The sequence below is a fragment of the Cytophagia bacterium CHB2 genome (genome assembly GCA_030263535.1).
In the GTDB taxonomy this organism is placed as follows: Bacteria; Zhuqueibacterota; Zhuqueibacteria; order Zhuqueibacterales; family Zhuqueibacteraceae; genus Coneutiohabitans.
The window spans coordinates 1-12,098 of sequence record SZPB01000195.1 but is presented as its reverse complement, the minus strand read 5'-3'; the positions used below and the strand labels follow the sequence as shown (position 1 = coordinate 12,098).

Below are 12,098 nucleotides of genomic sequence, written 5' to 3'. Positions count from 1 at the left end.
GGCGGGCGAGTTGGGTTTCACGCCAAAGCGTGCGCATCAACACAAAAACAGCCGCCAGGATTGCCACATTCAGCATGACGATGACAAAAAGCGATTGCTGGGTTTTTGCGGAGGCCAATTCGCCGCTGGTTTGGCCTTCCGTTTGAATGGCAAGCGTGAAGCGCGGCAAAATCCACAAGCGGGTGGCAATATCCTCGCGTGCGCGATCCTTCGCAAGGATGGCGCTGGAATCGCTGGCAACCGTCACGGTGAGACCCTGTTCGCGGAATGTCGAAACATAAGGTTGCACGATTCGATCAACAAAAATTCTGGATGAAATCAAAAGCCCGCCCAGCATTTCGTGCGCGAAGCGGGAAGAATCCGCCAGCGAAAAGACAAAGAGCAAATCCCAATCCTGCTCGCGAGCGGCATTAAATTGAATCGGCAACGCGCGAAAGTACCCTTTGGCGGCTTGTGAAATGAGGCGCTGAACTTGGTGGGCCGAGTCGATTAACGCTGCGGCAATCATCTCTTGCATCGCGGTGCGAGTGCCCGCCAGGCTGCCGGCAACTCCGAAGCTCCATGAATCCTGTTGCTTGACAAAAGCGCCGGCGATGGGGCTGTAGCGGCGCGGCAATTCTTCGAGTAGAGCTGAAAGCTCCTGCGGCTCGACGCGAGGTGATGAACGCTGTGTTATCATGCGCAAATGATTGCCCCAGCTTTCCACCGTATCCCAGCAGCGCTGATTGACTGAAAACAAAATGGCTTTGAGTTGCGCACGATAGCTTTCGCGCAGCAGGTTTTCGCGCTCGCGCACACGCGAAAGCTCGAGTCCGGTGTATAGCAAAACCGGGATCAGAATAACCGCGGCTAAAAGCAGCAGAATTTTACGATCCTGCTTGACGCCGCCCGAGTATTTTGTTTTGGATTTTTCGGCCATGAGAACTTTGGCAATTCCAATCAACCTGGGTTCGCGGAAAACATACGAAAATTATCTGGCGAGAGTGTCAGGAGGGGGTAAAAAATTGTAAAAAGATGTCACGGCAGAGACGCTGAACGATACTGTGGAAGGCCTATGAGAAAGCTAAGTGCCATCAAGCGGCAATGAGTTCCTCCGCTTTGTCAGAGAGCTCATCTTGCAGTGAGGTGATCAACATTTGCACTCTCTGCTTTTGCAATTGTGTTATCAGATCGACAATTTTAAACTGGCCGGGCTTCTGCTCAAACACCATCACCAGGGGCGCCTCTTCAACATATCCCAACGCCATGCCCAATAGAATTTTGCTCGCCAACTTGAGGTTTGTTCGAGTCAAAGCCGCATCATTGTAAGCACCGTGAAGGATATGAGCGCCATTGGGTATTTGCTTGGCCAAATCAGGCATCTTTATTTCGCGATCCAGAAGTTCGACCAAACGATCAAAGTTTTTGTCTGCACTAAGGGCTTGGTTGTCGGGTTGCATAATATTGATCCTCATAGGCTTTGCGATATGCTAGCCAATTCTGTTTGAGCTCAGTGAGCGCGGCTGTCAATGCAAGGCCTTTGTCTTCTGCTGATTGAGTACGTTTTTCTTGTTCACCGGTTGGCGACAAAATGTCACGATGAAAAAATCCGTGCGCTTCATCATATCGCACGATGGCATGCCACTTCCTGTCTACATAAGCTTCATACTGGATTACGAGAATTGACTTGACTTCACCACGTTCCGTTACGAAATGGACCCTGAGCCGATCGCGTCCCGTTTCAAAATCTTGTATCCAGAATTTCTCGGGCATAGATCATTTTAACTAAAAATTATAGTATTGTCAAGCCGCGTCTGCTTTGCTGGGGGGCGTTATCCTCCAATATACGACATCTCCACCTTGTGCAATGCGACTGTCTCAGCGCTGCGAATTTCGGAGTAGCGATCCTCGCGCCGGGACCAGAGGGCAATGATCGCCTGCGTGATCTCAGCATCGGAAGCGCCGCCGCGCAGCAATCGCCGGAAATCATGTCCCCGCGTTGCAAACAAGCAGGTGAAAAGCTTGCCTTCGGTCGAGAGCCGTGCGCGGGTGCAATCGCGGCAAAAGGCCTGGGTTACCGAGGCAATAATGCCGATCTCACCGCTGCCGTCGCGATAACTGTAACGCGTTGCCACTTCGCCGGTATAATTCGGGTCGATGGGCGCGAGAGGCATCTCCGCGTTGATCCGCGCAACAATTTCTGCAGCCGGAACAACATCATGCATGCGCCAGCCATTGGTATTGCCAACATCCATGTATTCGATGAAGCGCACGATGTGTCCGGAGCCTTTGAAATGGCGGGCCATGGGCGCGACGCTGTGTTCATTGACGCCGCGTTTGACCACCATGTTGATCTTCACCGGCGTTAATCCTGCCGATGCCGAAGCTGCAATCCAATCCAGAACCTGCTCAACGGAGAAATCAACATCGTTCATGGTTTTGAAAATTTCGTTGTCAAGTGAGTCGAGACTCACCGTCATGCGATTGAGGCCGGCGTCGCGCAGGGAGTACACGCGTTTGATAGGAAACGATCCATTTGTTGTCAAGGTCAGGTCGAGGTTGGGAATACGGGCAAGCATCTCGACCAGACGCTCGATATCATGGCGCATTAAAGGCTCGCCGCCGGTCAGGCGGATCTTCGTGACGCCGAGATCCACAAAAATGCGCGCCAGCCGCGTAATCTCTTCAAACGAGAGCAATTCCGCGCGCGGCAGGAATTGATAATTCTTGCCAAAGACTTCCTTGGGCATGCAATAGACGCAGCGAAAATTGCAGCGATCAGTGACGGAAATGCGCAAGTCGCGCAACGGGCGGCTGAAGGCGTCGAGGAAACGGGGGGGCGTAGTGTCTGTGCTCATGGGTAGGAGATAAGCAGGCACAAAGATAAATGCAAGAGAGAAGTGACATTTGGGCTATGCCGGCGCGAGCAAAACGACCGACAATGCGATTCGCCTTGCCGGCAAGATTAAAAAAACTCCTATTACACTCCATACGAATTTAGGCTAAATTCGAACTCAAATTTAATCTCAAAAAAAGGACGGAGCTCGCAATGAAACAAATATCCATCGCAAACGACATCATCCCCGTGGGAGAATTCAAAACGGGTTTGGCGAAGTGGTTGAAAAGCGTGCATGACTCCGGGCGACCACTGGTTATTACACAAAACGGCCGTCCGGCAGGTGTGCTGCTCGCTCCCGAAGCATTTGATCAATTGGGCTATTCTAAAAGGTTCAAGGAATCGGTACAACGCGGGCTGGGTGATGCAGAGGCACAACGAGTTTTTGACGCCTCACAATTAAAGCAGGAGTTGCAAAAGCGGCGTAGCAGCAAGGTGGCAAAATGAAGGTCGTGTGGACCAAGGAAGCGCTGGAGCAGTTGGTTGAGATTGAGGCTTTTATTGCAAGAGGCAGCTCTGCAAGGGCTAACGAATTTGTAGAGCGGCTGATCAAACGTGGCAGTCCCTTGCACGCTTTCCCTATCGAGGGCGAATCGTCCCCGAGTTCTCACAATCTAAAATTAGAGAAATTTTCGAAAAGAGTTATCATATTGTCTACAGAAGCCACAAGGCGAGAGTGGAGATTCTAACGGTATTCGAGGGGCAACGTCTTCTACGAAAGGATGAAATCTCTCCCACGCAATAATTATATCCTCCCAAACCTCTTATCCAACTCCTCAAGCGGTATATTGACGATGACCGGTCGTCCGTGCGGGCAGAAATAAGGCGCTTTGGTTGCGAACAGTTGATCGATGAGCGCATTCATGCTCGCCAGCGTTAGGCGGTCGCCGGAGCGAATGGCGGAATGGCAGGCAAACGAAGCCGCGATGTTTTCACGAATCTCGAGTTTCTCGCGCTTGCCGCGTTTGTATTCATCGATGATCTGCAGGATGACGTTGCCGTCCTGCAAATTGGTCGAATAACGCGCCCCCGGCGGCACGCCCTCCAGCAGCAAGGTGCGATGGCCGAACGGCTTTAGGGCGAACCCGATTTTTGCCAGGAACGGCAGAATCTCATTCGCAATTTCGTAGTCTTCTGCATTGAATTCGATCACGATGGGAAAGAGCAAGCGTTGTGAAGCCGGCTCCTGCTTGGCGAAGGCCTCCAGCGCCTGTTCATACAAAATGCGTTCGTGCGCCACGTGTTGATCGATGATAACCAATCCTGCAGGGATCTGCGAGAAGATGTAGCGATTATGCACCTGCCAAACATTCGTGCGTTCGTAAAGCTTGCTCTGTTCTTCGGAAGTGAGTTCAACGGTGTTTTCGGGCGCCCGCGCTTGCGGCCGCGGCAATTCCAAACCGAGTTGCCGGCCGGGATGCTTGACACGAAAATCAGCCGGTGAGAAGGGTTGGTGTGAGGCCCCAGCGCTTTGCTCAGCAGCCGGCATCTCCGGCGCTGCCGGCCACGTCATCACCGGAATCGCGCGCGCGAAATCATTGGCCACCGGAATCACGGCATTGGAGTTGAGCGTTTGTTTCACGGCATTGCGCAACAGCGCATAGATCAGGCGATCATCCGCAAACTTCACTTCCATCTTGGTGGGATGCACGTTCACGTCGACGCGGGTGGGATCGACTTGCAGGAACACGGCATAAAAGGGAAAGCCGCCGTGCGCCAGGATTTCACCATAACCGGAGATGATGGCATGATTGAGCGAACGATCGGAGATGTAGCGCGAATTCAAAAATAAAAACTGTTCGCCGCGATTGCTGCGCACCGTGCTTTGTTTGCCGAGCACGCCGCTGATTTGGCACGCCGGGCCTTGATCGTGCAGCGTCACCAGCGCATCGCGCATGCGGCTGCCGTAGAGCGTGAAGATGCGTTCCTCCAAACTGCCCGCCGGCGGCATATCGAGAATGATTTCATCATTGTGTACGAATGTGAAATAAACCGCGGGATAGCCGACGCAGAAGCGGTTGATCACGGTGAGGATTTGGCGATATTCCGCCGTGGCGGATTTCACGAATTTGCGCCGGCCGGGCGTATTGAAGAAAAGATTCTTGACCGCGATGCTCGTGCCGGGCGTGCCCGCCGCAATGCCCACCTTGGTTTGCACGCCGCCTTCAAATTCAACCAGCGTGGCCTCGGTGGCGCCCGGCTCCATTGTCTTCATGGCGATTTGTGAAACCGAGGCAATGCTCGCCAGAGCCTCGCCGCGAAAGCCGAGGGTATGAATAGCCTCCAAATCCTCGGCCGTGGCGATCTTGCTGGTTGCGTGGCGTTGAAAGGCCAGTTGCGCATCTTCACGATTCATGCCGCTGCCATTGTCAACGACCTGAATCAGCGCGCGGCCGCCGTCTTTGACGACGATGGTAATTTGCGTTGCGCCGGCGTCCAAAGAGTTTTCCAGCAATTCTTTGACAACCGAAGCCGGGCGCTCGACGACTTCTCCGGCTGCGATTTTATTGGTGAGATCGAGAGGGAGAAGCCTGATTTTGGAGGTGGATGCGCTCACGTTGATTCGAGGCGAGAAGTTGTTCTGATTCTGCTTAACCGAGGACGGCTATGGATTTCAGATACGTTTGAAAACATTTGATGATGACTTTTAACGGATTGTTCTGCCTCCGGCAAACAGTCTGCTTAAAGCAATCCCTCTTCTGCAAAACTCATGTAGCGATCACCGCCGATAATCACATGGTCGAGTATTTTGATGTCCACGGATTCACAAGCGCTTTGCAGTTTTTTGGTGGCGCGCAAATCGTCCGGGCTGGGGGCGGGTTCCCCGCTGGGATGATTGTGCGCGAAAACAATGCCCGCGGCATGTTCGTTAATCGCGAGTTTGATGACTTCGCGCGCATTGATCATGCTTTCCTGTAGCGAGCCTTCAAACAATTTTTTCTCCCGGATCAAACGGTTGCGCGCGTTGAGCAGCAGTACGACAAACTGCTCGCGCGGTTGGTTGCACAAGCGCAGATGAAGATAATCGAAAACATCGCGGCTCGTGCGAATGTAGGGTTGCTCGGCATGATGTTCCTGTTGCAAGCGCTTGCCGATCTCGAGCGCGGCTTTGAGCTGAGCGGTTTTGGCTTTGCCCATGCCGTGAATGTGGCACAACTCTTCCGGCGCTTTGCCGTCCAACCCGCGGAATCCGTTCGTTTCAATCAATAATTTGCGCGCGAGATCAATCACGGATTGACCGTGATTGCCGGTGCGCAGAATAATCGCGAGCAATTCCGCATCGGAAAGGCTCTCCGGCCCATGTACGAACAAACGCTCCCGCGGGCGCTCGCTTTCGGGCCAGTCCGTCATACGCAGCTTGTATTCCATCCCATCTCCCCGGTTTCTCAGCCAACGTAGAAATTACATTTCTAATTTTCAACTAATCTTTTTTGCGTCTGGTAATCTTGCTGTTGCGAACGATTTGCGTGAATAGGCTATTTCCTGATCTTAAAAAAACATCATCCCCAAAATCACAAACCCCAGCGCGATGCGATACCAGCCGAAGGCTTCGAAACTGTGTTTTTTGATGAACGATATAAATGCAGCAATCACCAGCCAGGCGACGAGCAGTGAAACAATGAATCCAACCGCGAAAACCGTCACATCGTCGGCGTTCAACAGGGCAATTCTCTTGAGCAAGCTGTACACGGTGGCCGCGAAGATGGTTGGAATGGCGAGAAAGAACGAAAACTCAGCGGCCGCCGCATGATTCAAACCGAGCACCATACCGCCCATGATGGTTGAGGCCGAGCGCGACATGCCGGGAATCAGTGATAAACATTGCGCGAAACCGATGCCGAGCGCCTGTCCCCAGGTGATTTTTTCCATCGTATCCGTTTTGATGGGCAAATGCAATTGTTCGATTGCAATGATGCCGACGCCGCCGACAATCAAAGCGGCAGCAACGGTTTTGGGATTGAACAGCAACTCTTCGATTTTGTCATGCAACAAGAAACCGAAAATCGCGGCGGGTATGAAGGCCAGAATAACTGATAAACCAAAACGCCGCGCCTGCGCGATCGTGAGTTCGCTATCGGGTACGGATTTGCCGAGAATCAGGCTCACCAGCCGCCAGATGCGTGCGCGAAAGTAGATTAAAACGGCGATGATGGCGCCGAGCTGAATGAAGATTTCAAAGATGTTGGCTTTTTCGCCGGTGAATTGCAGCCAGTGCCCGACAACGATGAGATGCCCGGTTGAGCTGACCGGTAGAAATTCGGTTAGGCCCTCGACGATTCCTAAAATTACCGCGATGAAAATCTCGTTCATGACGTCCTTTCAAGGATAAAAGCTAAATGCCTGTAAGTTATGGCAAGGAATATACTCGCGAAGCCGCCAAAGTCCGTAAGGTTGTTACACGATTGACGAGGGTTGTGTGTGGCGTTGCTGCAACTGGCGGTAAATTTCTTCGCTGTTTGGTGAGGTATCTTTGAAGAAATACAAGTAACGCCGTTTTTTGCCGGATTCCCAGCTTAATTCATCAAAGAGAAGTTTTCGCCGGAATTGCAGATTGACAAACTCCGTCAGCTCAAAAGAGGCTTCGCGAAAACGAAACCATCGCTGCGTTAGGAAGAACGCGCGGTTTTCGATCAAACAAAAAAAACCGAGGGCATGGCGCAAGCCGTTGAGGCCTTTGCCGGCAACGCACGAGAGGCGAACAGCGGGATCCGGCGGCAAATTTTTCTTTTGCCAATAGGCGAGATAGTTTTCCGGCAAGAGTTCAACCACGGCCGGCCCGGCGGCTTCGGGTGCGGCGAATAAATATTTTCTCAATAAACGATAGAAGCCTCTAAGCTCAGCCTTGAGCAGGCGAAACAGCTTCGGCGAGAAAAAAACAAAGAATAGCAGGAAAATTCCAATAACGATCAACGTGAAAATGGGATGTTGAATCGAAAGATAGGTTCCCGCGATCGCCAAGACATCTTCAAAAAGACTCAAACCCGCATTGCTGAACGGTTCGGGGCTGTGATTCGCCAGCACGCGAATCCCGGCTTTGGTGGAATGGCCCGACAGCGCCACGCCGCCGCATAACAGGGCGACGCCAATGTTGGTGGCGGGATCTACCGAACCGAGAGCCGTAATGCCGAGCCAGGCCGCGCCCAAAGGCCTGATAAAGGTGTGAACGCTGTCCCAGAGACTGTCAACCCATGGAATTTTATCGGCGAAGAACTCGACTAAATAAGCTACACCCGCAACCGTGAGTATGATCGGATCGCTCAAAATGTTAAGATGCGCCAGCGCCGGATTGAGTTGGAGAACACCGAGCCTGATACCCAAGCCCAGCGCAAGAACCGTCGCATACAAATTTACGCCGGAGGCCAGGCCAAGCCCGGCGAGGCTGCCCAATAATGAAAAAGATTCCATACCGTATACCGTATGACTTCCTGAAAGACGGCGCCGCCGCTTATGCGGTTGTTTGTTTCTTGCCTTTGAAGACCAGCACGGCCAGAGGCGGAAAGGTAATTTGCATCGAATAGTCTTGATTGTGATGCGGTTTTTCTTCCGCGAAGACTTTGCCGGCGTTACCCATGTTGCTGCCGCCGTAATGCTGGGAATCGCTGTTGAGAATTTCCTCATATGAGGTCAAAAATGGCACGCCGATACGATATTGCGGCCGCGGCACCGGGGTGAAATTGCACGCGAAGATGAGAGCTTCATCCGTGTTTTTGCCGTAGCGAATGAACGAAATGATGCTGGCGTCGAAATCCTGAAAATCGATCCACTGAAATCCTTCCCAGGAATAGTCGATTTCATACAACGCCGGTTCGTGGCGGTACAACGCATTCAAGTCTTTTACATATTGCTGCAATTGGCGGTGCTGCTCTTGTTCGAGCAAATGCCACTGCAGGCTGTCGGCATGATTCCATTCCCACCATTGCCCAAACTCGCTGCCCATAAATGTGAGTTTCTTGCCGGGATGGCCGTACATGTAGCCGAGCGCAACGCGGAAATTCGCCATTTTTTGCCAGGTATCGCCGGGCATCTTGTCGAGCAGCGAACGTTTGCCGTGAACGACTTCATCGTGCGAGAGCGGCAGAATGAAGTTCTCGGAGAAGGCATAGTACATCGAAAAGGTGATGAGGTTTTGGTGATATTTGCGATGGATGGGATCTTCCTTCATGTAGCGCAGAAAATCAGTCATCCAACCCATATTCCATTTGAAGGTAAAACCCAGGCCGCCGAGATAGGTTGGGCGTGAGACCATGGGCCAGGCGGTAGATTCTTCGGCAATCATCATCGCGCCGGGAAATTTTTCGTGCACGATTTCATTGAGTTTCTTGATAAAGGCGATGGCCTCAAGATTCTCGCGGCCGCCGTATTTGTTGGGCAGCCATTGGCCTTCGTTGCGCGAATAGTCGAGATACAGCATCGAGGCCACGGCGTCGACGCGCAAACCGTCGATATGATATTCCTCCAGCCAGAACAGCGCGCTGGCAATGAGAAAGTTGCGCACTTCGTTGCGGCCATAATTGAAAATAAGCGTGCCCCAGTCGGGATGTTCGCCCAGGCGCGGGTCAAGATGTTCGAACAACGCGGTGCCGTCGAACCAGCGCAGCGCCCAATCGTCCTTGGGAAAATGCGCCGGCACCCAATCCATGATCACGCCGATGTTGTGGCGGTGCATATAATCGACAAAATAAGCGAAGTCATCAGGCGAGCCGTAGCGCCGCGTCACCGCAAAATATCCGGTGACTTGATAACCCCAGGAGGGATCATAAGGATATTCCATCAACGGCATGACTTCAATGTGGGTATAGCCCATGGTGGTGAGATAGTCCGCCAGCGGCGCGGCAATCTCGCGATAACTATACCAGCCGTTTTCCTCTTCGCTTTTGCGCCGCCAGGAGCCGAGATGGATTTCATAGATCGACATGGGCCGGTCGAGCCAGGATGTAGCTTTGCGATTTTCCATCCAGCTTTGATCCTGCCATTGAAATGCTTTCCGCTCGTGGACGATGGAGGCATTGCTGGGCCGCAATTCGGTGGCGAACGCAAAGGGATCGCTTTTCACCCGCAAATGGCCCTCGCGGGTTTTGATTTCGAATTTATAAACCTCGCCCGCGCTCAAGCCCGGAATGAAAATTTCCCACACGCCGCTCAGATGCACGCGCATCGGGTGGCGGCGGCCGTCCCAATTGTTGAAATTGCCGATCACACTCACCCGCCGCGCAGAAGGCGCCCAGACCGCGAAATGCACGCCCTTGACATCGTCAATCGTGAGCGGATGCGCGCCAAGTTTTTCATAAATGCTCCAATGCGTGCCTTCGGCAAAAAGATGCAGATCGAAGTCCGTGAGCACGGGCAGGAAGGCATAAGGATCATAGATACGGCGGGACTGGCCATACTGGTTGATAATCTCGAGTTGATAGCGAAAACGTTCCGTGTGCTCAGGAAACGTGGCGACGAAGAATCCCATGCCGTTGGTTTTGTGCATGGGCGTTGCCGCGCCGGCCTCATCCGGCATGATGACATTGACGCGATCGGCTTCGGGCGCGAAAACGCGAATCACGATGCCGTTGCCTTGCGCAAGCGCCACCTTGTGAATGCCGAGGATGGAAAAAGGATCATGATGATCGCCGTGTACGATGCGATCAAAGTCTTTGTGCGAGACCGTGGCCGGTTGCTTGGGATCTGCGCTGTGAGTTTGATGCACTGCCGTCCTCCCTTCGCTGATCGGATATTGAAAACGCGACTGCGACAGGTGATTGACTGCCTCGATGAGTTTGCCTCAAAAGTGGGCTGATGATAACAAATTTATGCCTGAAGCGCAATGCCGAGTTGAACGCCGATCGCCGTAATTTTTGATTGAGTTGCGGGTATGGCATTATCGAAATCATGGAAATTGCTCAATCAAATGCTTGTATTTTACAAAAATAAATCCTATTTTCTTGCCCGAAATGAGCGAGCGTGTAAACCTCGATAACGGGCGAAATTTTTAAGGAGAAGTTCCAGCCATGGCGACAACCTCTGCCGATCATCTTATCGGTCGCGAAATCGAAACGCGGTGCGGCAAGTGCAAGACCGAAACTTTACATACCATTACCAAGGTAAAAAAAGACGGCAGCATTGCAAAAGTGATTTGTAACGCATGCCAGAATGAGCATGTTTATCGCGATAAAACCGCTGCCGCCAAACCTGCCGCAAAAACCGGCACGGCCAAACGCACAACCACCCGGCGTAAAAAAGATTATGACTCGCTCATCGCAGAAATTGACGAAGGTGAGGTGAAAGAGTATGCCAGCGCGGAAGATTACACGGAGGTGCGGGCTATCCGGCATCGTTCGTTTGGCATCGGCGTGATCACCAAGGTGCACAACAATACCCGCATCGAAGTCCTCTTCAAAGACGGCGCCAAACTGCTCGGACAAAACATCAATATGAAAGATTTGGAAAGCACAATGGTTTGAGCCGCGGATTAGCATCTGCCGTGAGATCTGAAAATTTCCACAACCCCGGGTAAGCTCCAATGCCCGGGGTTTTTGTTTTTGGGGGATGATTGATTCCGGGCATCGCTTTTCTGATAGAACGTTCCGCATCCCCGCCAGCCCGCTTGCGCCAATATCTTCTTCCTCATCAAGCTTGCCTTCCCCCCGCCAAAAAAGCTTTAGAGCGCCGTTTAAACAACTTACTCATTGCCTCGAAACCGCGAATATACGCGAATCGTCGCTAATCTTAAAATCCGCGCTTATTCGCATCCCTTCGTGGTTTGACAAATGGGCAAGTTACATAAGTGAGCCCCCTAAGTTGGGTTGCCGGAAAAGCCCGCGAACGGTTCGGTTTCTTCCGCAGCCTCATAAGCAGCAGGTACATTATGCTAGCTGGAGAGGGCATGGCAATTAAGGCTGACAAAATCTTTCCAAGGCCTTGTTTGTCGCTGAAACAGTGTCCGTGTTGAAACACGGTGGCCATATTTATTGCGAAGTGTTCATGCCCGATTGGAGCGCCGCAATGCTAAAATCGTTTCTGCTCCGCGCGCCGTAACAGCGCAAATCGCCGTTTGCTTTCGTTCGAGCGGAAGCAAGCCAACAGAAATGCCATGCGCGGCTAGCAATCACGGCATCACTCCCGGGCGCATCGCGCGCGTTGTCATGCGCTCATAGCGATTTTGCGCAAAAGTCATTTCTGGCATAAGCCTTGCGTGAGGGCGAGCATCAATTCTTACCAGCATCTAACGATTCGA

11 protein-coding genes and 1 pseudogene are annotated in these 12,098 nt (G+C 52.4%); 3 read left to right on the top strand and 9 right to left on the bottom strand.

What is annotated here, in order from left to right:
- The 4 genes from FBQ85_17900 to moaA all read right to left on the bottom strand — a co-directional run.
- Window positions 1-919, bottom strand: a 919-nt coding sequence (locus FBQ85_17900) for a hypothetical protein (protein MDL1877008.1), incomplete at its 3' end; no start/stop codon positions are given.
- Window positions 920-1,073: 154 nt separating this feature from the next.
- Window positions 1,074-1,439, bottom strand: a complete 366-nt coding sequence (locus tag FBQ85_17895) for a hypothetical protein (protein ID MDL1877007.1) — start codon at window positions 1,437-1,439, stop codon at window positions 1,074-1,076.
- Window positions 1,414-1,752, bottom strand: coding sequence for a hypothetical protein (locus FBQ85_17890; GenBank protein ID MDL1877006.1), 339 nt, complete (start codon window positions 1,750-1,752; stop codon window positions 1,414-1,416). Before FBQ85_17890 ends, FBQ85_17895 begins: the two co-directional genes overlap by 26 nt.
- A gap of 59 nt (window positions 1,753-1,811) precedes the next feature.
- Entirely contained in the window at window positions 1,812-2,837 is a 1,026-nt protein-coding gene (gene moaA, locus FBQ85_17885) for a GTP 3',8-cyclase MoaA (GenBank protein MDL1877005.1), read from the bottom strand.
- A gap of 191 nt (window positions 2,838-3,028) precedes the next feature.
- On the opposite strand from moaA, the gene FBQ85_17880 reads away from it, so the two are divergent.
- Together FBQ85_17880 and FBQ85_17875 are read left to right on the top strand one after the other, a co-directional pair.
- Window positions 3,029-3,322: a type II toxin-antitoxin system Phd/YefM family antitoxin gene (locus tag FBQ85_17880; GenBank protein ID MDL1877004.1), complete on the top strand. Its 294-nt coding sequence runs from the start codon at window positions 3,029-3,031 to the stop codon at window positions 3,320-3,322.
- Window positions 3,319-3,620: pseudogene (locus FBQ85_17875) on the top strand (type II toxin-antitoxin system RelE/ParE family toxin). The gene FBQ85_17880 and the pseudogene FBQ85_17875 overlap by 4 nt, the downstream one beginning before the upstream one ends.
- Here FBQ85_17875 and mutL read toward each other — a convergent pair.
- The 5 genes from mutL to glgB all read right to left on the bottom strand — a co-directional run bounded on the left by mutL (window position 3,621) and on the right by glgB (window position 10,571).
- A complete protein-coding gene (gene mutL / locus FBQ85_17870; protein ID MDL1877003.1) occupies window positions 3,621-5,432 on the bottom strand; it encodes a DNA mismatch repair endonuclease MutL in 1,812 nt (603 codons plus the stop codon).
- Between the two features lie 125 nt (window positions 5,433-5,557).
- Window positions 5,558-6,244, bottom strand: coding sequence for a JAB domain-containing protein (locus tag FBQ85_17865; protein ID MDL1877002.1), 687 nt, complete (start codon window positions 6,242-6,244; stop codon window positions 5,558-5,560).
- Between the two features lie 120 nt (window positions 6,245-6,364).
- Complete coding sequence (locus FBQ85_17860; protein MDL1877001.1) at window positions 6,365-7,186, bottom strand: undecaprenyl-diphosphate phosphatase; 822 nt, start codon at window positions 7,184-7,186, stop codon at window positions 6,365-6,367.
- A gap of 84 nt (window positions 7,187-7,270) precedes the next feature.
- Window positions 7,271-8,281, bottom strand: coding sequence for a DUF4126 domain-containing protein (locus FBQ85_17855; protein ID MDL1877000.1), 1,011 nt, complete (start codon window positions 8,279-8,281; stop codon window positions 7,271-7,273).
- Between the two features lie 40 nt (window positions 8,282-8,321).
- Entirely contained in the window at window positions 8,322-10,571 is a 2,250-nt protein-coding gene (gene glgB, locus FBQ85_17850) for a 1,4-alpha-glucan branching protein GlgB (protein ID MDL1876999.1), read from the bottom strand.
- A gap of 301 nt (window positions 10,572-10,872) precedes the next feature.
- On the opposite strand from glgB, the gene FBQ85_17845 reads away from it, so the two are divergent.
- The gene (locus FBQ85_17845) at window positions 10,873-11,325 is read left to right on the top strand and encodes a hypothetical protein (protein MDL1876998.1); all 453 of its coding nucleotides are present in this window, start codon (window positions 10,873-10,875) and stop codon (window positions 11,323-11,325) included.
- Window positions 11,326-12,098 lie beyond the last annotated feature (773 nt).

What these genes read in the sequence shown, in the direction of transcription:
- FBQ85_17895 (MDL1877007.1), bottom strand. Translation starts at nt 1,439, where the DNA reads ATGCAACCCGACAACCAAGCCCTTAGTGCAGACAAAAACTTTGATCGT.
- FBQ85_17890 (MDL1877006.1), bottom strand. Translation starts at nt 1,752, where the DNA reads ATGCCCGAGAAATTCTGGATACAAGATTTTGAAACGGGACGCGATCGG.
- moaA (MDL1877005.1), bottom strand. Translation starts at nt 2,837, where the DNA reads ATGAGCACAGACACTACGCCCCCCCGTTTCCTCGACGCCTTCAGCCGC.
- FBQ85_17880 (MDL1877004.1), top strand. Translation starts at nt 3,029, where the DNA reads ATGAAACAAATATCCATCGCAAACGACATCATCCCCGTGGGAGAATTC.
- FBQ85_17865 (MDL1877002.1), bottom strand. Translation starts at nt 6,244, where the DNA reads ATGGAATACAAGCTGCGTATGACGGACTGGCCCGAAAGCGAGCGCCCG.
- FBQ85_17860 (MDL1877001.1), bottom strand. Translation starts at nt 7,186, where the DNA reads ATGAACGAGATTTTCATCGCGGTAATTTTAGGAATCGTCGAGGGCCTA.
- FBQ85_17855 (MDL1877000.1), bottom strand. Translation starts at nt 8,281, where the DNA reads ATGGAATCTTTTTCATTATTGGGCAGCCTCGCCGGGCTTGGCCTGGCC.
- FBQ85_17845 (MDL1876998.1), top strand. Translation starts at nt 10,873, where the DNA reads ATGGCGACAACCTCTGCCGATCATCTTATCGGTCGCGAAATCGAAACG.